General features: G+C 67.1%; 20 protein-coding genes and 1 other RNA gene. 12 read left to right on the plus strand and 9 right to left on the minus strand.

Going from position 1 to position 19,613, the window contains the following annotated elements; translation table 11 throughout:
* Nucleotides 1-76 precede the first annotated feature (76 nt).
* Nucleotides 77-415 carry a hypothetical protein gene (locus ACEN2M_RS00395; RefSeq protein ID WP_441646168.1) on the plus strand — a complete coding sequence of 113 codons (339 nt, stop codon included), beginning with the start codon at nt 77-79 and terminating at the stop codon, nt 413-415.
* Between the two features lie 30 nt (nt 416-445).
* On the opposite strand, the gene ACEN2M_RS00400 is transcribed toward ACEN2M_RS00395, so the two are convergent.
* Both ACEN2M_RS00400 and ACEN2M_RS00405 read right to left on the minus strand, forming a co-directional pair.
* Nucleotides 446-1,327: a universal stress protein gene (locus ACEN2M_RS00400; protein WP_441646169.1), complete on the minus strand. Its 882-nt coding sequence runs from the start codon at nt 1,325-1,327 to the stop codon at nt 446-448.
* Nucleotides 1,324-2,205 carry a universal stress protein gene (locus tag ACEN2M_RS00405; RefSeq protein WP_441646170.1) on the minus strand — a complete coding sequence of 294 codons (882 nt, stop codon included), beginning with the start codon at nt 2,203-2,205 and terminating at the stop codon, nt 1,324-1,326. Before ACEN2M_RS00405 ends, ACEN2M_RS00400 begins: the two co-directional genes overlap by 4 nt.
* A 140-nt stretch (nt 2,206-2,345) precedes the next feature.
* Between ACEN2M_RS00405 and ACEN2M_RS00410 the strand changes: the two genes are divergently transcribed.
* The 7 genes from ACEN2M_RS00410 (at nt 2,346) to ACEN2M_RS00440 (ending at nt 7,741) form a co-directional block, all read left to right on the plus strand.
* Nucleotides 2,346-4,064, plus strand: a complete 1,719-nt coding sequence (locus tag ACEN2M_RS00410) for a sensor histidine kinase (RefSeq protein ID WP_441646171.1) — start codon at nt 2,346-2,348, stop codon at nt 4,062-4,064.
* On the plus strand, nt 4,064-4,693 hold the full coding sequence (locus tag ACEN2M_RS00415) for a response regulator (RefSeq protein WP_104162666.1): 630 nt from the start codon (nt 4,064-4,066) through the stop codon (nt 4,691-4,693). The genes ACEN2M_RS00410 and ACEN2M_RS00415 overlap by 1 nt, the downstream gene beginning before the upstream one ends.
* Nucleotides 4,694-4,700: 7 nt before the next feature.
* Complete coding sequence (locus tag ACEN2M_RS00420) at nt 4,701-5,204, plus strand: DUF427 domain-containing protein (RefSeq protein WP_441646172.1); 504 nt, start codon at nt 4,701-4,703, stop codon at nt 5,202-5,204.
* A gap of 48 nt (nt 5,205-5,252) precedes the next feature.
* The gene (locus tag ACEN2M_RS00425; RefSeq protein WP_441646173.1) at nt 5,253-6,074 is read left to right on the plus strand and encodes a Nif3-like dinuclear metal center hexameric protein; all 822 of its coding nucleotides are present in this window, start codon (nt 5,253-5,255) and stop codon (nt 6,072-6,074) included.
* A gap of 54 nt (nt 6,075-6,128) precedes the next feature.
* Nucleotides 6,129-6,866, plus strand: coding sequence for a zinc ribbon domain-containing protein (locus ACEN2M_RS00430; RefSeq protein ID WP_441646174.1), 738 nt, complete (start codon nt 6,129-6,131; stop codon nt 6,864-6,866).
* Between the two features lie 58 nt (nt 6,867-6,924).
* Nucleotides 6,925-7,297: RNase P RNA component class A (gene rnpB, locus ACEN2M_RS00435), an RNA gene on the plus strand.
* 72 nt (nt 7,298-7,369) lie between these two features.
* Nucleotides 7,370-7,741 carry a TIGR02611 family protein gene (locus ACEN2M_RS00440; RefSeq protein ID WP_441646175.1) on the plus strand — a complete coding sequence of 124 codons (372 nt, stop codon included), beginning with the start codon at nt 7,370-7,372 and terminating at the stop codon, nt 7,739-7,741.
* Between the two features lie 73 nt (nt 7,742-7,814).
* Here the strand turns inward: ACEN2M_RS00440 and ppgK are convergent, their stop codons facing one another.
* Both ppgK and map read right to left on the minus strand, forming a co-directional pair.
* Complete coding sequence (ppgK, locus tag ACEN2M_RS00445) at nt 7,815-8,582, minus strand: polyphosphate--glucose phosphotransferase (RefSeq protein WP_441646176.1); 768 nt, start codon at nt 8,580-8,582, stop codon at nt 7,815-7,817.
* Between the two features lie 16 nt (nt 8,583-8,598).
* Nucleotides 8,599-9,465 carry a type I methionyl aminopeptidase gene (gene map / locus ACEN2M_RS00450; protein WP_441646177.1) on the minus strand — a complete coding sequence of 289 codons (867 nt, stop codon included), beginning with the start codon at nt 9,463-9,465 and terminating at the stop codon, nt 8,599-8,601.
* Between the two features lie 12 nt (nt 9,466-9,477).
* Between map and ACEN2M_RS00455 the strand changes: the two genes are divergently transcribed.
* Nucleotides 9,478-9,666, plus strand: a complete 189-nt coding sequence (locus ACEN2M_RS00455) for an SPOR domain-containing protein (protein WP_441646178.1) — start codon at nt 9,478-9,480, stop codon at nt 9,664-9,666.
* A gap of 15 nt (nt 9,667-9,681) precedes the next feature.
* Here ACEN2M_RS00455 and panB read toward each other — a convergent pair whose 3' ends face one another.
* Nucleotides 9,682-10,551, minus strand: coding sequence for a 3-methyl-2-oxobutanoate hydroxymethyltransferase (gene panB, locus ACEN2M_RS00460; protein ID WP_441646179.1), 870 nt, complete (start codon nt 10,549-10,551; stop codon nt 9,682-9,684).
* A 111-nt stretch (nt 10,552-10,662) separates the two neighbouring features.
* Between panB and glnA (ACEN2M_RS00465) the strand changes: the two genes are divergently transcribed.
* Together glnA (ACEN2M_RS00465) and ACEN2M_RS00470 are read left to right on the plus strand one after the other, a co-directional pair.
* A complete protein-coding gene (gene glnA / locus ACEN2M_RS00465) occupies nt 10,663-12,000 on the plus strand; it encodes a type I glutamate--ammonia ligase (RefSeq protein ID WP_066595282.1) in 1,338 nt (445 codons plus the stop codon).
* 29 nt (nt 12,001-12,029) lie between these two features.
* On the plus strand, nt 12,030-15,059 hold the full coding sequence (locus ACEN2M_RS00470) for a bifunctional [glutamine synthetase] adenylyltransferase/[glutamine synthetase]-adenylyl-L-tyrosine phosphorylase (RefSeq protein WP_441646180.1): 3,030 nt from the start codon (nt 12,030-12,032) through the stop codon (nt 15,057-15,059).
* An 86-nt stretch (nt 15,060-15,145) separates the two neighbouring features.
* Here ACEN2M_RS00470 and glnA (ACEN2M_RS00475) read toward each other — a convergent pair whose 3' ends face one another.
* Nucleotides 15,146-16,570: a type I glutamate--ammonia ligase gene (gene glnA, locus ACEN2M_RS00475; protein WP_441646181.1), complete on the minus strand. Its 1,425-nt coding sequence runs from the start codon at nt 16,568-16,570 to the stop codon at nt 15,146-15,148.
* Nucleotides 16,571-16,824: 254 nt separating this feature from the next.
* Between glnA (ACEN2M_RS00475) and ACEN2M_RS00480 the strand changes: the two genes are divergently transcribed.
* Nucleotides 16,825-17,160, plus strand: a complete 336-nt coding sequence (locus ACEN2M_RS00480; RefSeq protein WP_441646182.1) for an RDD family protein — start codon at nt 16,825-16,827, stop codon at nt 17,158-17,160.
* A gap of 70 nt (nt 17,161-17,230) precedes the next feature.
* Here ACEN2M_RS00480 and ACEN2M_RS00485 read toward each other — a convergent pair whose 3' ends face one another.
* Genes ACEN2M_RS00485 through lipB form a run of 3 tightly spaced genes read right to left on the minus strand, consistent with a single transcriptional unit; the run spans nt 17,231 to nt 19,608 of the window.
* A complete protein-coding gene (locus ACEN2M_RS00485; RefSeq protein WP_441646183.1) occupies nt 17,231-17,941 on the minus strand; it encodes a DUF4191 domain-containing protein in 711 nt (236 codons plus the stop codon).
* A 48-nt stretch (nt 17,942-17,989) separates the two neighbouring features.
* A complete protein-coding gene (gene lipA / locus ACEN2M_RS00490; protein WP_441646184.1) occupies nt 17,990-18,976 on the minus strand; it encodes a lipoyl synthase in 987 nt (328 codons plus the stop codon).
* On the minus strand, nt 18,973-19,608 hold the full coding sequence (lipB, locus tag ACEN2M_RS00495; RefSeq protein WP_441646185.1) for a lipoyl(octanoyl) transferase LipB: 636 nt from the start codon (nt 19,606-19,608) through the stop codon (nt 18,973-18,975). Before lipB ends, lipA begins: the two co-directional genes overlap by 4 nt.
* Between the last annotated feature and the right edge of the window lie 5 nt (nt 19,609-19,613).

Genomic DNA, 19,613 nt, shown 5'->3' on the forward strand with positions numbered 1-19,613 from the left:
CGGTCGTAATATGTCTTCATAGCCCCAGACCCCGGCTGAACCACGAGGCACTATCCGTGAGCGGCAGGGGCACATCATGAAACGTATTTATCATCCAGGCGGCTCGATAGTCACCGGCTCCGACCTAGCCGATGCGGTCATGCTGTACGCCGAAGCGCTGAGTAACCGCCGGGAAACCGATGTCGTCGACATTCCCGTGATCGCCGCTGACGGCGTACACGGGCGGGCACAGTTCCTGATCGGGTCCTCCAGTCAATTGGTCAGTGTGACCAGCGCCGACGGGGAGAGTGAACTCACCGAGACCGCCACCACCCAGGCCCTGCACGACAAGGTACGGGCGGGGTCGGTTTCGGCGCCGGTGGCGTGGACAGGTGCCGCGCTCGGGTCACCGCAGTTCGACGAGTTCGACTACTGACACCGTCCGGCGAGGCCGGTCCGGTTCACCTCACACGCTGGCCGTCGACGCGTACGACGGCGCATCGCTGGACGCCGCGACCCCGCGGGCGATCAGCACCGGGACGTTGATGTTCATCAGGACGTCGTGGGTGACCGAACCGATCAGAGTGGTCTCGCCGTGGCGGGCGGACACCCCCAGAATCAACAGGGCAGCGTCGAAACTGGCATCGAGCAGAGCTTCGGCGGGGTCTCGGTGCGCGACCCGACGCCGCACCGTGATGCGGGACGCCGTGGACGCGGCGACGGCGGCGGCATTCTGCATCAGGCGCGCGGTCTGGGGGCTGCGCTCCTCACCGGATTCGGTGCGTGACGACTCGGACCGCGGCAGGCCAGGGGGAGCGTAGACCAGGAGCAGGTCCTGGTCGAGGCGATCGGCTTCCTGGGCGCCCATCCGCACCGCGGACAGGCAGCCGTCGGAGCCATCGACGCCGACGACCACGTCGTGGCGCGAGTCAAGAGTGGTGTCGGGAACTATCGCCACCGAGCAGCGTGCTGCCGATGCGATCTGCACACTTCGGGAGCCCAGCACCCGGCCGCGGAGGAACCCGGTCTTGTGGGTGCCCACGATCAGAAGGTCTTCGGGGCTGGGTAGCTTGGCGAGAGCCCAGGCCGTGCCGCCGTGCACGATCCGGGTGGTCAAGGGCACCCCGGTCTGCAGGTCGGCAACCCGGGCGGACTCCTCAAGCAGCAAGTCCCGGGCCTGGCGCTCCGCATCCGCGGCCGCGTCCCGTCCGACCAGACCCCATTCGTCGTCGACGGTGTTGACAAGCACCACGGCGGCCTTGCGCTCGGCCGCCCGGCGGACGCCCCAGCGCAGCGCGGCCCGGCTCGGGCCCGAACCGTCGACGCCGATGTAATAGGTGGCACTCATTCGGATGCCCCGGACCTGGTGGGGTCGGCGGGGCGCCGGCTGCGCGGCACGACGATGACGGGGCAGGGCATGTTCAGGAGCACATCGTGACTCACCGAGCCGAGGATGAGCCCCGCAACCGCTCCGCGCCCGTGCGTTCCGACGACGAGCACCGCTGCGTCTTTTGCAGCTTCGACGAGGGCAGGGGCGGCCGCGCCCTGCACGAGGGTGGTGGATGCGGCGAGTGCCGGCGTCTTGGCGGCGACGCGTTCGCGGGCGCGGGCAACGATGTCCTCGTGGGCCTCGATCAGGGCGTCGAACGGCACGGCAGCACCGAAGTCCACCCCGAGGGTGGCGGGGATCGACCACGCGTGCACCAGCTCGAGTGGAACGCCTCGCGCAACGGCCTCGGCCATCGCGAGGTCGAGGGGAGCGTCCATCGTGCCATCGTCTTCGATTCCGACGACGACGCCGTCACCGCCGGCCACCCAGCCGGACGGAATGACCGCCACGGCGCACCGTGCGTGAGCGGCGAGTCGGAGCGGAAGCGTTCCGTGCACGGCGCCGGCCAGCGCGCTGGTCTTGTTCGTGCCGATGACGATCAGGTCGGCGTCGGCCGACGCGCGGACCAGCTCGTCGACGGGAACTCCGCGGCGGACGACGCTGGTCGTCTTGACCGCGGGGAAGTTCTGGGAGACGAATCGGCTGGCTTCGGCCAGGGCGCGCTCGTAGACGGGCTGGAAGTCTTCTTCGGGTCCGCCGACCGGTGACCAGCCCAGTTCGACGACGGTGGTCAACTCCAGTTGGAGTGGCACATTCTCGGCCCTGACCAGGGCCCAATTGAGGGCAGCCCGGCTTGCGGGACCCCCGTCAACGGCTACGATCACTCTCTCAACCATGAGTTGATCTCCAGTTCTTCCCGGGGTGCTTCGGGAGATGCCACGCCTCCAGAATGCGCCGGTCCCCTAAACTGCGAAAGGGCCGAAGGTCCCAGTCAGGTACACTTTGCTCTAGCTCCGACCGAAAGGGGACGCATTCTGTGACCGTTCCTGAGACCAGGCTTTCCTTTCCCGACGGCCCGCGGTCCGCGCTCGATCAGGCGCTGTCCGAACTCGTCCTGAATGCCCAGAAGGTGCTCGCCACCCAGGGCCGCCTGCGCAGTCTGTTGCAGGCCAGCCAGGCCGTCGTCGAGGAACTCGACCTCGCAGCCGTGCTCCGCCGCATCGTGGACGTGGCCGTCGACCTCGTCGGAGCACGTTACGGGGCCCTGGGGGTCATCGCCCCCAACGGCAATCTGGAGCAGTTCATCCACGTCGGCATCCCCGACGAACTGGCCGCCGAGATCGGTCACCTTCCTGCCGGGCACGGGCTGCTCGGCGCGCTGATCGACGATCCGCACGCCATCCGCCTGACCCACCTGGGCGAGGATGCCAGATCCTCCGGTTTCCCGGCGCACCATCCGCCGATGGACAGCTTCTTGGGTGTGCCCGTGCGGGTGCGCGGCGAGGTGTACGGAAACCTCTACCTCTCTAACCAGATTTCCGGCGCGTTCAGCGAGGAAGACGAGGAATTGTTGACGGCGCTGGCCGCAACGGCCGGCATCGCCATCGACAATGCCCGGCTGTTCGACGAGACCCGCCGCAGGCAACGCTGGTCGGCCGCCTCGGCGGAGATCAGCGCCGCCCTGCTCTCTGACCGGGCGGATGCGTCCCTGGAACTCCTCGCCGACAGATTCGCGTCGCTCGCAGACGCCGATCTCGTTTGTGTGGTCCTCGCCGCCGGCGAGGGAACCCTCATCGTGGACACGGCCAGGGGAAAACTCGCCAAGCAGGTGAAGGGGCTCGTCATCCCGGCGGCCGGAACCACGGTCGGGCGCGCCTTCGATAGCGGTCAGCCCATCCTCACCGCAGACGGCGGCGCCAGCCTGGATCAGCCGGACGCCCAGCTGGTGCTGGGACCCACCATGGTGATTCCGTTGCTGGCCTCCGGGCGCACCCACGGTGTCATGACCGTCTCCCGTTCCACCGGCCGGCCGCGCTTCACGACCTCGGACCTGGAGATGGCGGCGGACTTCGCCGGTCAGGCCAGCGTTGCCCTGGAGCTCGCCCGCGGGCGGTCCGCCGGACAGAAGCTCGCCCTGCTGGAAGATCGCAGCCGGATCGCCCGTGACCTGCACGACAACGTCATCCAACGGGTCTTCGCGGCGGGGATCGGTTTGCAGGCCATCAGCGGCTCGGTGGACGACCCCGAAGTCCGCGAACGCATCATCGAGGAGGTTGTCGCCCTCGATGTCGCGATCGTCGAGATTCGCACAGCCATCTTCGCCCTCACCGCTCAGACCAGCCGGGACCGCGGCTCGATCCGTCACCGGATCATCGACATGCTCAGCGAGCTGGCGTCACTGTTCGAGCAGACACCGCGCCTCGTGTTCACCGGCCCGATCGACCTGTTGACCCCGCCGGAGATGTCCGACGACATCGCCGCGGTGATTCGGGAGGGGCTGATGAACGTGGTCCGCCACGCGGAGGCGACCGAAACCGTGGTGAACCTCAGTGTGGCGGATGACCTCGTCGTGATCGAGGTCGTCGACAACGGCATCGGAGTCGTGGAGTCCGACCGGCGCAGCGGCCTGGCCAACCTGGCGGCCAGGGCCGAGCAGTGGGGCGGCGACGTCGTGCTGGAGAACCGTGCCAGAGGCGGCAGCCGATTGCGTTGGACCGCCCTCATCGAACCTGAACCTGTACGAAAGGAATCGTGATGATCCGAGTCTTCCTCGTGGATGACCACGAAGTCGTGCGCCGCGGAATCGCGGACATGATCAACGCCGAACCCGACCTCGAGGTCGTCGGTGAAGCATCCACTGCCCGGCAGGCCGTCGCCAGGGTCGCGGCGACGGTGCCCGACGTGGCCGTGCTCGACGTGCGGCTGCCAGACGGCAGTGGCATCGACGTGTGCCGTACCATCCGTTCGGCCAACCCGGTGGTCCAGTGCCTCATGCTCACCGCCTACGACGATGACGAAGCCAGCTATTCCGCTGTGCTCGCCGGCGCATCCGGTTACGTCCTCAAGGACATCCGCGGGCAGCACCTGGTGGAGTCCATCCGGCGCGTCGCGCGGGGGGAGTCCCTGGTGCAGAAGGCGGTCACGCGCAAGGTCGTCACCGAACTCACCGGTACCGCCGCCGACTCGCCCGCGTCCAACCTCACCACCAGGGAACGTCAGGTGCTCGAGCTGATCGCGGAGGGGCTCACGAACCGGCAGATCGGCGACCAGCTGGATCTGGCCGAGAAGACCGTGAAGAACTATGTGTCGGGTCTGCTCGCCAAGCTCGGCATGGCCAGACGCACCCAGGCCGCCGTCTACGGTGCCGGATTGCGGCCCCGGTAGGCGTCCGATGGTGCTCTCGCGGCTGCACAGGGTGATGCCGGCCCCCGGTCAGGAGTCGGTGTGGGACTACCCGCGTCCGCCGCGGGTGGAACCGAGCCTGGAGCACGTCGTGCTGCGGTTCAACGGCGTCGTGATCGCCGACACCAGGGACAGCGTCCGCGTGCTGGAAACCAGCCACCCACCCACGTACTACCTGCCCAGGGCCGCGTTCGCCGCTGGTGTGCTCGCGCCGGTCAACGGACACAGCGTCTGCGAATACAAGGGTCTGGCGTCCTACCTCAGCATCGTCGTCGGCGACCGCCGGGCGGACGCGGTGGCGTGGTGCTACCCCCGCCCTGAGGACGGTTTCGAGTCCCTGGCCGGCCGGGTCGCCGTCTACCCCGGCAGGTTGGACCAGTGCACCGTCGACGGTGAGCTCGTGCGCGCTCAACCCGGCGACTTCTACGGGGGCTGGATCACCGACCGGATCGTTGGCCCGTTCAAGGGCGCGGCCGGCACCCTCGGGTGGTGAGGTGGCCCGCCGGCCCTCGGTGCGCCATGCGGCTAGTAGGCTGATGGGGTGTCATTCTCGCTCGCTGAAGTCGCCCGGGTCTCCCATGACCTTTGGCCGCTCGCGGGGGCCGAGGAATGGGATGCGCCGGGTCTGATCAGCGGTGACCCCGCCAGGCCGGTGGAGTCCATTCTGTTGGCCGTCGATGTTGTCACCGAGACTGTCTCTGAGTCGATCGACTCAGGCGCCGACCTGCTCTTGGCGCACCATCCACTCCTCCTGCGCGGTGTCACCAGCGTGGCCGAGGATCGTTACAAGGGCGCCTTGCTGGCGCGTCTGATCCGTGCGAACTGCGCCCTGCTCTGCGCCCACACCAACGCCGACGTCGTCGAAGACGGCGTGTCCGATGTGTTCGCCCAACGTCTGGGCCTCCACGACGCGCGTCCGATCACCGTCGGCAACGCACCGGGCACAGGCATCGGCCGGGTCGGCCGGCTCCCCGAGCCGACGACTCTCGGTCAGCTCGCCAGGCGCCTTGCGGCGCTGATTCCGCCGACGGCGTCAGGTGTGCGGGTCGCCGGAGGTTTCACCGACCTCATCGAGACCGTCGCCCTGTGCGGAGGAGCCGGTGACTCGCTCCTGCGAGAACCCGCAGTTCTCTCCGCAGATGTCTTCATCACCTCCGACCTGCGCCACCACCCGGTGTCGGAGTCACGGGAACAGTCGACGCTGGCCGGGGTTGGTCCTGCCCTCATCGACGTGTCACACTGGGCCAGCGAATGGCTCTGGCTGGACGTCGCGGCCACAGCGCTTCGGCACAGACTGCCCGGCATTCGCGTCGAGGTCAGCGATCTGCGGACCGACCCGTGGGATTTCACCGTCACCCAGTGAGCTCGTGCCCACCCCCGTACATTTCAGCTCCATAATCATGAAGGTCAGGACATTGTGAAGGCATCTCCCACTGAGCAGAAGGAGCTCCTGCGGCTCCAGGCCCTCGACATCAAACTGCAGCAGGTCGAGCACCAGGCGAAGGCGTTGCCGCAGCACGCCGAACTCGTCGCCCTGGCGCGTGGCCTCGACGCGTCGAAGACCGTCCTGACCGGCCGCACCGGCGAGGTCGAGGACGCCCAGATCGAGTTGCGCCGCATCGAGTCCGACGTCGAGGTGGTCGAAAAGCGCATCGCGCGCGACACCGACCGCGCGCAGCACACCTCGTCCATCAAGGACGTGCATGCCCTCGAGACCGAACTGACCGCGCTGGGGTCCCGGTTGGCGGCGCTCGAGGAGATCGAACTGGCGGTGATGGAACGGCTCGAGGAGAAGGAAGCCGCCGTCGCCGAGACCGAGGCCGAACGCGCCGCGGTTTCCAGCCGGGTGGCCGGCATCGAAGCGGACCGTGACGTGCTGCTCGTGGACCTGAATCGCCAGCTCGGCGAGCTGGCCAGGGACCGGGTGGCGATCGTCTCGGCCATCGGCGCCGACCTGGCGGACCTCTACGAGAAACGACGGGTTGCCGGTCGCGGCAATGCGGCAGCGTTGTTGCGCGCCCGCACCTGCAGCGGATGCACCATGACCCTCACCGGCAACGACCTCGAAGACGTCAGGGCCGCCCCCGCGGACGACGTCGTCTTCTGCCCCGACTGCGGTGCCATCCTGGTGCGCACGGAGGAGTCCGGAATCTGATGCGGCGGCGCTGCTGGTAGCCCGTGGCGGCCGGGGCGCTGTAGGCTCGACGACGGAATGGGTCGGCAAGACGGTCGCGTCATCCGGGCTCCTCGGAGTCCGCGATGCCGAGGAACGTCCGGGCTCCACAGAGCAGGACGGTGGGTAACACCCACCCGGGGCAACCCGCGAGACAGTGCCACAGAAAGTAGACCGCCGTCGGCGCAAGCCGGGGGTAAGGGTGAAACGGTGGTGTAAGAGACCACCAGCGGCCAGGGTGACCTGGCCGGCTAGGTAAACCTCGTCCGGAGCAAGGTCGAACAGGAAACGCCAAGGCGGCTCGCCGAGTTTCCGGGTAGACCGCTAGAGGGCTGCGGCAACGTAGTCCCGAGATAGATGGCCGTCCATGGTGTGAACCAGGACAAAACCCGGCGTAATAGCCGGCCCATTCCCTCAACCTGTGAGTTCTCGCCGGGTGCCTCGCCGGGTGGCGCATTCCCAGCCGGAGAACCTACGCTGGGCCCATGAGCACATCCGAGGCCCGGTCAACGGTCGTGAACGAGCCGGCGGCGGTCGCCGCCGGTCGCTTCCTGCCGCGGACCCGCCGCATCCTCAGCCGCGCGCATGCCTGGATCCACCGCCATCCCCGCCTGCGTGCGCCGTACCGGGTGCTGGTCGCCGTGGCCGGCCTGACGGTGATGGTCATCGGGCTCATCCTGGTACCGCTGCCTGGGCCCGGCTGGCTCATAGTCTTCGTTGGGGTCGCCGTTCTCGGAACCGAGTTTCCCGCAGCACATCGCCTCACCGAGACGGTCCGTCGGCTCGCCCGTCGGGTGCGCCTCTGGTGGCGCGACAGGCAGCAGCGCCAGGCCGGATCCTCCCGCGCAGCCGCGTAACCGAGCCCAGGACCGACCACGAACGAAGCCCCGAAAACGCGTTGTTTTCGGGGCTGCTCGAGGAGCGGGTGGGTCAGGCGGCGACCGGAGCGTGCTTGACGGCCAGCGCGGCGGCACCGAGGATGCCGGCGTTGTTGCGGTGCACGGCCGGGATGATCCGGGTGTTCAGATGCAACAGCGGGAGGAAGTTCTCGTGGTGCTTCGACACGCCGCCGCCGACGATGAACAGGTCGGGCGTGAACAAGGCCTCGAGCTTGGAGTAGTACTTCTGCAGGCGCGATGCCCACTTCTCCCAGCTGAGGTTGTCGCGTTCCTTGGCTGAGAATGCCGCGCGGGTCTCATAGTCGACGCCGTCGATCTCCAGGTGACCGAACTCGGTGTTCGGCACGAGTGCGCCGTCGTTGATCAGCGCGGTGCCGATGCCGGTGCCCAGGGTGGTGAGCAGCACGACGCCGTCGACACCCTTCGCCGCGCCGAACATCGACTCAGCGTAGCCGGCAGCGTCAGCGTCGTTCACGAAATGGATGGGAACGCCGAGGCCCTTTTCGAAGAGCTTCTCTGCGGCGAGACCGATCCACTTGTCGGAGACGTTCGCTGCCGACATCGTGTGACCGTGCTTGACGACAGCGGGGAAACACACGCCGATCGGTAGATCGCCGGTCCCCGCCGAGACCGTCGCCAGGAGTTGGCGGGTCGTCTCGATGATGTCCTGGGGGCGGCCGCCCTTGGGGGTGGGCAGCTTGATGCGGTCGGAGAGCAGGGCGCCGGTGGATAGGTCGACCACGGCTCCCTTGATGCCGGTTCCGCCGATATCGATGCCGATGGCAGTGGTTGAACTCATGGTGTCAATCTACCGGCTACGGTACGGTCAGGATTTCGGCGCCGCGTTCGGTGACCACCAGGGTGTGCTCGAATTGCGCGGTGATGCTGCGGTCACGGGTGAGCACCGTCCAGTCGTCTGCCCACATGTCCCAGTCGCTGGTGCCCAGGGTCAGCATCGGCTCGATGGTGAAGACCATGCCCACTTCCATGACGGTGTCGTACTGCGGTGCCGAGTCGTAGTGAGGGATGATCAGGCCCGAGTGGAACGCGTCGCCCACACCGTGGCCTGTGAAGTCGCGGACGACTCCGTAGCCGAACCGTTTGGCGTAGGACTCGATGGTGCGGCCGATCACGTTGACCTGCCGGCCGGGTGCGACGGCCTTGATGCCGCGGGCCAGAGCCTCCCTGGTGCGGTCGACGAGCAGGGTGACCTCCTCGGTGGCCTCACCGACGATGAAGGTGACGTTGGAATCGCCGTGCACGCCGTTCTTGTATGCGGTGATGTCGATGTTGACGATGTCACCGTTCTCGAGCACCGTGTCGTCGGGAATCCCGTGGCAGATGACCTCGTTGACCGAGGAACACAGCGACTTCGGGTAGCCGCGGTAGCCGAGCGTGGAGGGGTAGGCATCGTTCCTGATCAGGAACTCGTGGCCGACCCTGTCGAGCTCTTCGGTGGTCACGCCCGGTTGCACGGCCCGCCCGACCGCCTGGATCGCTTCAGCGGCGATGCGGCCGGACTCCCGGATCAACGCGATGCGTTCGGGGGAGTAGACGTCCGACCCGGTGAACCGGGCCGGCGCGGTGTGACCGACGTACTCGGGCCTGGTGATGTGGGCGGGAACGGAGCGGTGGCTGGACACGGCTCCCGGAATGAGGTGACCGATGGAATCCTTAGGCATAGGATCAACCTTATGGCCGAAGATGCTGATCTCCAGTTCTGGTACAACATGCGCACCGGCGCGGTCGAGAAGGGCCTCTTGTCGCCCTCCGTCGACCGGGTAGGGCCGTTCTCAACGTTCGAGGAGGCGACCCACGCGCTCGACAAGCTGCGCGCCAACAGCGCCAAGTGGGCCGAGGACGACGCCGCTGAGGACCGCTAGGCGGCCAGGCGCCGGCTACTCGTAGCTGTGCTCCGGACCGGGGTAGGCGCCGGAGTCGACGTCCTGCCTGAAGGCGTGTACGGCCTCGGTGAGGGCCGAGCGCATGTTCGCGTACTGCCGAACGAAGCGAGGCACCCTGCCCTCGGTCATTCCGGCGAAGTCGGTCCAGACCATGAGCTGGCCATCCACGTCGGGTCCGGCGCCGACACCGATCGTGGGGATTTCCAGGCGCTCGGTGACCTGAGCGGCGACGGCTGACGGCACCATTTCCAGGACCACAGCGAACGCGCCCGCATCCTGAACGGCGAGGGCATCCTTGATCAGCTGCTCGGCGCCGGCGCCGCGTCCCTGAATGATGTGCCCGCCCAGGCCGTGCTCGCTCTGCGGGGTGAATCCGATGTGGGCCATTACCGGGATGCCCGCGGAGACGATTCTGGAGATCTGCTTGCGGCTGCGCACTCCGCCCTCGAGCTTCACGGCGTGCGCCTGCGCTTCCTTCATGAACCGCACCGCTGTGTGCAGGGCCTCGGACGCGCCGGTTTCATAGCTGCCGAACGGCATGTCGGCCACGACAAGGGCCCTGGTCACGGCGCGTGCGACGGCCCGCGTCAGCGGGATGAGCTCGTCGACGGTGACGGGCAGGGTGGTCTCGTAGCCGAAGACGTTGTTGCCGGCGGAGTCCCCGACGAGGAGGAAGTCGATTCCGGCCTGGTCGAAGATCTGAGCGGTCATCATGTCGTAGCTGGTCAGCCCCGTAATCGGGATCCCCTGCTGCTTCGCGTTCTGGAAATGCCTGGTGCGCACGCGCTTGGGACCGGCGGTGACGCTGACATAGGGATTCTGTACCTCGACGGCATTGGCCGCATCGGGCGTGGACTCTGGCATGTGCTCAGTGTACTCAGCGCTCCGTCCCGGGCCATTGGCCCCTCGATCAGCCGGTTTTCGCCCGCGCACCGTCGCCAGCCGGTAGCCTAGGAGCAACAAGAAAGGGCGTGGATGGACAAGCAGCGCGACTTCGTTCTTCGGACCATCGAGGAACGGGGCATCAAGTTCATTCGACTATGGTTCACCGATGTGGTCGGCACCCTCAAGTCGGTCGCCATCGCGCCGGCCGAGGTGGAGGGTGCCTTCGCCGAGGGGCTGGGCTTTGACGGATCCGCGATCGAGGGCCTGACCCGTTCGTTCGAGGCCGATGTGCTGGCCCACCCGGACCCCACCACGTTCCAGATCCTGCCGTGGCGGGGCGAGGTCGACCCGACCGCCCGCATGTTCTGCGACATCACCACCCCGGACGGCCAGCCCGCTGTCGCCGATCCCCGCAACGTGCTCAAGCGCACCCTGGCGAAGGCCGCCGAACGCGGCTTCACCTTCTACACGCACCCGGAGATCGAGTTCTACCTGCTGAAGTCGTCGAAGTTCGGTAAGAACGGGCCCGTCCCGGTCGATTCCGCCGGCTATTTCGACAACGTCCCCGGCGGCACCGCGCACGACTTCCGACGTCGGTCGGTGCGGATGCTGGAGGATCTGGGCATTTCGGTGGAGTTCAGCCACCACGAGGCCGGTCCCGGCCAGAACGAGATCGACCTGCGCTACGCGGACGCCCTCACCACCGCTGACAACATCATGACGTTCCGCACCGTCATCAAGGAGGTGGCGATCGAGCAGGGCGTCTATGCGACCTTCATGCCCAAGCCGCTGTCCGACCAGCCCGGCTCCGGGATGCACACCCACCTCTCCCTGTTCGAGGGAGACACCAACGCCTTCTACGAGGCCGGGGCGCAGTACCAGCTGTCCACGACGGGGCGCCAGTTCATCGCGGGCCTGCTGCGACACGCACCGGAGATCACGGCCGTCACCAACCAGTTCGTGAACTCGTACAAGCGGCTGTGGGGCGGCGACGAAGCACCGAGCTTCGTGTGCTGGGGTCACAACAACCGGTCGGCGCTGATCCGCGTTCCGCTCTACAAGCCCAACAAGGGTCAGAGCTCGCGCATCGAGTACCGGGCGATCGACTCAGCGGCCAACCCGTACCTCGCGTACTCGTTGATGCTCGCCGCCGGGCTCAAGGGCATCGAGGAGGGCTACGAGCTTCCGCCGGAGGCCGAGGACAACGTGTGGGGGCTCAGCGACACCGAGCGTCGCGCGCTGGGCTACCACCAGCTGCCCGCCAGCCTCGATCACGCCATCCAGTACATGGAGGAGTCCGAACTGGTTGCAGAGACTCTGGGGGAGCACGTCTTCAACTACGTGCTGCTGAACAAGCGCCAGGAATGGCGCGAGTACCGTTCGCAGGTCACCCCGTTCGAACTCAATAAGAACCTCGAGATGCTCTAGGGGATCAACAACCACGACAGGCACAAGACATGGCGAGAGAACAGTTGACCCTGACGGACCTCGCTCGGGTGGGCTTCGCCGATCTCGGCGAGGCCCGCGCCCGTCTCGACGAGGTCGGTGAGCTCGGCGGACCGGATCCGTCCGATCTGTTCCCGCTTCTGTCACGGGCGGCGAATCCCGACGCGGCGCTGTTCGCCGTGTTGTCGCTCGTGCGACAGGCTCCCGCCGACTTCGCCGTGCTCCGGCGGCATCCCGGCGCCCTGCAACGCCTGGTGCTGGTGACCGGCGCATCGACCGGACTGACCGATTTCTTCCTCCGGCACCCGGCCGAGCTCGTCGTGCTCCACGAGAAGACCGGCACCCTGGCCGGTCTGGACGAGCTGACGACCGACCTGCTCGAGGCCGTGCAGGCGACCGACGGTTTCGCCGCCCTGGTCGGAGACGAAGGATGGGTCGCGCTCCGAGTGCGGTATCGCCGCCGCCTCGCCGAACTCGCGGCCTTCGACCTGGAGCAGGGCGACCCGGTTGCCGGGCTCGACCGGATCGCGCGCACTCTGGCGCACCTGGCCGCCGCGGCGCTCGAAGCGTCTCTCGCCGTGGCCAGGGGCATGTGCAGCGGCGCCGTGGCCGCGCACGGTGTCTTTCCCGTGGACGAGGTGCGGGCGACCAAACTCGCCGTGATAGGCATGGGCAAGGCGGGGGCGGGGGAGCTGAACTATGTCAGCGATGTCGATGTCATCTTCGTCGCAGAGGGCTATGGCGATCTGAGCGCAGGCAGGGCCGTGGACATCGCCACCAGGCTCGCGGTCCTGATGATGCGGGGGCTCAACCAGCCAAGTCTGGAACCGGAGCTGTGGGAGGTGGACCCCAACCTCAGGCCTGAGGGCAAGTCGGGTGCTCTCGTGCGCTCCCTCGAATCCCACATCGCGTACTACGACCGCTGGGCCAAGAGCTGGGAGTTCCAGGCGCTCCTGAAGGCGCGGCCGTTGGCGGGCGACCTGGAGTTGGGGTCTCGTTACGTGGACGCCGTCGCGCCCAAGGTGTGGACGAGCGCCAGCCGGGAGAACTTCGTCGAGTCCGTGCAGCGCATGCGGGAACGCGTGACGAGCAACATCCCCGCCGACGAGGTGGCCGTGCAGCTCAAGCTCGGCCCCGGCGGCCTCCGTGACATCGAGTTCACGGTTCAGCTGCTCCAGCTCGTGCACGGTCAGACCGATCCCGATGTGCGCCAGCCCGGAACGTTGCCGGCGCTGGCCGCCCTGGCCGACGCCGGCTACGTCGGTCGTGCCGAAGCCGCCGAGTTCGCCCAGGACTACCGCATGCTGCGGCTGATGGAGCACAGGCTGCAACTGGACAGGTTGCGGCGCACCCATCTGCTTCCCCGCGACGAGGCGGGCCTGCGGGTCCTGGCACGTGCCACGGGACTCGCGACCAGCGCGGCCGCGCTCACGACCCGGTGGGAGGCCACCAAGCACCGGGTGCGCGGCCTGCACGAGCGGTTGTTCTACCGGCCGCTGCTCTCCGCTGTTGCAGCGCTGCCCGCCGAGGGCCTGAATCTCACCAGTGCGCAAGCCGAGGCCCGGCTCGCGGCGATCGGTTTCCGCAACACCAAGGGCGCCCTGGCCCATATCGCCGCCCTCACCGGCGGCGTGTCCAGGCGGGCGACAATCCAGCAACACCTGTTGCCCGTGCTGCTGCAGTGGCTGTCCGACGGCGCCGACCCTGACTACGGGTTGCTGGCCTTCCGCCGGTTGAGCGACAGCCTCGGCTCCACCTACTGGTTCCTGCGGATGCTTCGCGACTCGTCGGGCGCCGCCGAACGGCTCACCCGGGTGTTGTCCGCATCGCGGTACGTCGGCGAGCTCCTCGAGACCATCCCGGAGGCCGTTGCCTGGTTGGAACACGACGACGACCTGCGTCCCCGTCCGTTGCGCGTGTTGCAGGACGAGGCCCGTGCCGTGCTGGCCAGGCACGGCAGTCCGGATGCCGCCGCATCGGTGCTCCGCACCAGCCGGCGCCGGGAGATGCTCCGCCTGGCGTTGTCGGCCATCCTCGGCCGCATCGATATCGATGAGCTCGCCGCCGGCCTCACCGACGTGTCCACTGTCATCATCCAGGGTGTTCTCGGAGCCATCCGCGGAACCGGTCTCACCGGTGACGACGGACCCCTCGCCCCGGACGGCATCGAGTTCGCCGTGATCGCCATGGGCAGGTTCGGGGGAGCGGAGCTCGGGTTCGGCTCCGACGCCGACGTCATGTACGTCTTCAGGCCGGCCGGCCTGGAGGGCGGCGCGGCGCACGACAGGGCGACGTTCATCGTGCGGGAGCTGAACCGGCTCACCGAGGACAACCGGCTGCCGTTCGACCTGGACATCGGCCTGCGCCCGGAAGGCAAGAACGGTGCGGTGGTGCGGTCCATCGACTCGTATCAGGCCTACTACCGTCGGTGGTCGCTGACCTGGGAGGCCCAGGCGCTGCTGCGAGCCCGCGGCGTCGCGGGGGAACCCGCGCTGCGGGAGAGCTTCCACGCCGTGATGGACACCGTGCGCTATCCGGATCAGATCAGCGACCAGGACGTGCGCGAGATCAAACGCATCAAGGCGCGGGTCGAGAACGAGCGTCTGCCGCAGGGAGCGGATCCGAACCGGCACCTCAAGCTGGGCCGCGGGTCGCTGAGCGATGTGGAGTGGTTCGTGCAGCTTGTGCAGCTGCAGCACGCGGCGGCGCTGCCGTCGCTGCGCACGACCTCCACTCTGGTCGCGCTCGATGAGGCCACCAGGCACGGATTCGTCACCGCTGCCGAGGCCGCAACGCTGCGTGCCGCCTGGCTGTTCGCGTCCAGGTGCCGTTCCGCAATCACGCTCTGGACCAATAAGACCGCCGACGTTCTGCCCAGCGATCGCGTGCTGCTGGACGGGGTGGCCCGCATGATGGAGTACCCGCCGGGCTCCGCCAACCAGCTCGAGGAGGACTATCTGGCTGTCACCAGACGCGCCAGGGCGGTCTTCGAGCGTCGCTTCTACGGACCGGTGGAGCGGCCAGGCCCCTTCTCCGGTTGAGCTGGTTGACCGGCCGACCGGCGACCTGAACGACAGCGGGGCCGCAACCAGATGGTTGCGGCCCCGCTGTCGTTCAGCTGGTCAGATCAGACGCCGTAGTACAGCTCGAATTCGAACGGGTGCGGGCGCTGCGCGAGGGGCTTGATCTCCTTCTCGCGCTTGTAGTCGATCCAGGTCTCGATGAGCTCCGGCGTGAAGACGTTGCCGGCGAGCAGGAAGTCGTGGTCGGCTTCCAGCGCCTGCAGGGCCTCCTCGAGCGAGGCGGGAACCTGGGGGATGTTCTTGGCCTCCTCGGGCGGCAGTTCGTAGAGGTCCTTGTCGACGGGCTCGTGCGGCTCGATGCGGTTCTTGATTCCGTCGAGGCCGGCCATCAGCTGGGCGGCGAAGGCCAGGTACGGGTTGCCGGAGGCGTCGGGCGCACGGAACTCGAGGCGCTTGGCCTTGGGGTTGGTGCCCGTGATCGGGATGCGGATGGACGCGGAGCGGTTACCGGCCGAGTACACCAGGTTGACCGGTGCTTCGAAGCCAGGCACCAGGCGGTGATAGGAGTTGACCGTCGGGTTGGTGAACGCGAGAACCGCCGGAGCGTGCTTGAGCAGGCCACCGATGTACCAGCGCGCCACGTCGGACAGTCCGCCGTAACCGGCCTCGTCGTAGAACAGCGGCTTGCCGTCTGCCCAGAGGGACTGGTGGGTGTGCATGCCGGAACCGTTGTCGCCGAAGAGCGGCTTGGGCATGAACGTTGCCGTCTTGCCCCACTCGTGTGCGGTGTTCTTGACGATGTACTTGAACTTGAGCAGGTCGTCTGCTGCGTGCACCATGGTGTCGAACTTGTAGTTGATCTCGCCCTGGCCGCCCGTGCCCACCTCGTGGTGGCTGCGTTCGAGGATGAGGCCGGCGTCGATGAGCTTGAGGCAGATGTCGTCGCGCATGTCGGCGTGCTGGTCGACCGGGCTGACCGGGAAGTAGCCGCCCTTGAACGGGGTCTTGTTGGCGAGGTTGCCGCCCTCTTCCTTGCGGCCGGAGTTCCAGGCGCCCTCACCGGAGTCGACCGAGTAGAAGCTGGTGTGCTGGTTGACCTCGTAGCGCACGTCGTCGAAGATGTAGAACTCGGCTTCGGAGCCGAAGAACGCGGTGTCGCCGATGCCGGTGGAGGCGAGGTACTTCTCGGCCTTCTTGGCAACCTGACGCGGGTCCTTGGCGTAGATCTCACCGTTGCGGGGGTTGTAAATGTCGAAGAGCATGATCAGGGTGCGCTCGGTGCGGAACGCGTCGATGTATGCGCTGGTCACGTCGGGGATGAGCTGCATGTCGGATTCGTGGATCGACGCGAAACCGCGGATCGACGAGCCGTCGAACATCTGGCCGACGGTGAAGAAGTCCTCGTCAACGGTCGACGCGGGGATGTTGAAGTGCTGCTGCACACCCGGCAGGTCGGTAAAACGGAGGTCAAGGAATTTGACATCGGTGTCCTTGATGAACGAGAGCACTTCGGACGAATCGCGGAACATGCGGGTTTACTCCAAACGACGTAGGCGTGGGTGACTAGAAATGTCGCACACTGCGGCTTCCCCGAGGCTATTACGGACGGGTTACTTAAGAATGACGCTTATGTTTCCTCCATGTTACAGAGGGGGGTGCTCGGTACACTGATCGGGTGCACTCGACGCCTCCTGGACCCACCACTTTTGGGCAGCTTCCGCCCAGCAACTGGCCGGGGGAGCGCCTCGGCCTCCCGCGGACCGGTCCGCACTCGGTGGGCCGGGTGGGCAGACGAATCGGTGCGCTGATCATCGACTGGGCCATCGCGCTCGGGTTGGCCTGCCTGATCTGGGGATACACCCTGCTCGACTACGACGGTTTCGTCGTGCTGGGCGTGTTCGTGGTGCTCCAGACGCTGCTCCTAGCGATTTTCGGCGGCAGTGTCGGTCACCGATTGTTCGGCTTGCGCCTGATCGACCTCAGAGGTGGCAAGGCGGCCCTGTGGCGTCCCGTGGTGCGCTCTGTACTCCTCGGGCTGGCCATACCGGCCCTGGTCTGGGATTCGGACCAGCGGGGCTTCCACGACAAGATCGCCGGAACTGTGCTCATCCGGCGCTGACGCCCGGGCAAACGGAAAGGGCACGAGGTCGCCCCCGTGCCCTTGTGAGTGTCCTGCCCGTTGCGGCAGACTAGTTCCCGCGCTGAGGCCGGGCCTTCGTCGGGTCGACGCCCTTGGGGATCGGCAGCTTCTTGGTCATCGAGTTGAGACGGTTGTTCACCGCGAGCACTTCGGCTTTGGTCAGGGTGGGCTTGATCTTGGTCAGACGGCGGGCCAGCTTGTGCAGCGGAACGGCATCCGAATCCGGACCGACGGCGATGACGGTGACCGCGACGTTGCCGCCGACCTTGGCCACCGAACGTTTTTCCTCGTCCAGCATGCGGGCGGTGCGGGTGCGGGGGCCCTCACTGATGAGAACCACACCGCCGCGCCCCACGGCACGATAGACGGCATCCTGTGTCTTGCCGTTGACGGCGACGGGCATTTCGCTGCCCACCCAGCCACGCTTGAGGGAGCTGCGCAGAACCGCGCCAACGGCTCCGGGCTGGCCCTCGATCTGCGAATACGCGGCCTTTTCGGCGCGTCGGCCCAGAATGATGAGCATCGCCAGAACACCACCGAGCACCCCGGCCACGATCCACAGAGCGATCGTGAACCCGTTGTCAGGGGTCAACAGGAGCGCGAGGGCCAGCCCGATCACGACGGGGATCAGGAAGCCCAGGATCATGAACAGAACGATGTTCGAGTCGTAGCGCCGGGTCATCTGGAAGACCTGCCACATTTGCTTCAAGCGGCCAGGTTCTTTGGGGGTGCGGGGACTCTTGTCCTTGCTTCGTGCCATGGGTCTAAGACTACCCAGTCGGTCGATATCCGCGTGACGGATTTAGGGTCAAACGGCCTGGGTGAACCCCGAGGTCGCGTCGGCGAGGTGTTGCAGGTGCGCGGGAACCGCGCGCCCCGTGGCCGTCATCGACTGCGCCCAGAGCCGGCCCGCCCGGTAGGACGAGCGCACCAGGGGCCCGGCGAGCACGCCGATGAAGCCGATCTGCTCTGCTTCGGCCTTGAGCTCGACGAACTCTTCAGGCCGCACCCACCTGGCCACGGGAAGGTGGCGAGGGCTCGGGCGCAGGTACTGGGTGATGGTGATGATGTCGGTACCGGCGTCGTGCAAATCCTGAAGCGCCTGGGTCACCTCGGTGCGCTCCTCGCCCATGCCGAGGATCAGATTCGACTTGGTGATCAGACCGGCCGCTCGTCCCTGGCTGAGCACGTCCAGTGACCTGTCATAGCGGAAGGCGGGGCGGATGCGCTTGAAGATCCGCGGAACCGTCTCGACGTTGTGGGCGAAAACCTCCGGGCGGGCCGAGAATACCTCGGCCAGGTGATCCGGATTGCCGGTGAAATCCGGGACCAGGATCTCGACACCGGTGCCGGGGCTCTGCGTGTGGATCTGCCGGATCGTCTCGGCGTAGAGCCAGGACCCTTCGTCGGGCAGGTCGTCCCTGGCCACGCCGGTCACTGTGGCGTAGCGAAGGTTCATGGCCACCACGGATTCGGCCACCCGTCGTGGTTCGTCGGTGTCGTAGGCGGCGGGTTTGCCCGTATCGATCTGACAGAAGTCGCAGCGGCGGGTGCACTGGGACCCGCCGATCAGGAAGGTGGCCTCGCGGTCCTCCCAGCACTCGTAGATGTTCGGGCACGCGGCCTCCTGGCAGACAGTGTGCAGATTTTCGCTCTTCACCAGGTCGTGCAGGTGGCGGTACTCCGGCCCCATTTTCGCGCGGGTCTTGATCCAGGCCGGTTTGCGTTCGATGGGCGTCTCGGCGTTGCGGATCTCCAGCCGCAACATCCTCCGGCCATCCGGTGCGGCGTTCACGCGGGCACCGCCAGCCGGGCGCGGAAGTGGGTGGTGATGGAGTCGACGACGTTCGCGGTGGAGACGTTTCGGCCGAGCACCAGCGACATGGTGGTCACACCGGCATCGACGATGCCGCAAGCCACTATCCGGTCGTACGGCTCGAGGGAGTTGTTGCAGTTGAGCGCGAAGCCGTGCATGGTCACACCGTCGGCGACCCGGATGCCGATGGCAGCGATCTTTTCCTCTGCCCCGTCCGGCCCGACCCACACCCCGCTGCGCCCCGGCACCTGCGTGCCGACGATGCCGAAGTCGGCCAGGGCGTCGATGAGGATGCCCTCCAGCTGGCGAACGTAGCCGACCACATCGATCGGTTCGGCCAGGCGAATGATCGGATAGCCGATCAGCTGGCCTGGGCCGTGCCAGGTGATCCGGCCGCCGCGGTCAACGTCGACGACCGGGGTTCCGTCGGTGGGGCGGTCCTCTGGTCTGGTGCGTTTGCCGGCCGTGTAGACGGCGGGATGTTCGAGGAGCAGGACGGTGTTCGGTCGTAAACCGGACACCACCGTGCCATGGACGGCGCGCTGGAGCTCAAGGCCCTCGAAATACGGCACGGAGTTGGCGCTTAGCCCCGCGACGACAAAGTCGAGCATTCGGC

The organism is Cryobacterium sp. W22_MBD10_FK3, assembly GCF_052113745.1.
Taxonomy (GTDB): domain Bacteria; phylum Actinomycetota; class Actinomycetes; order Actinomycetales; family Microbacteriaceae; genus Cryobacterium.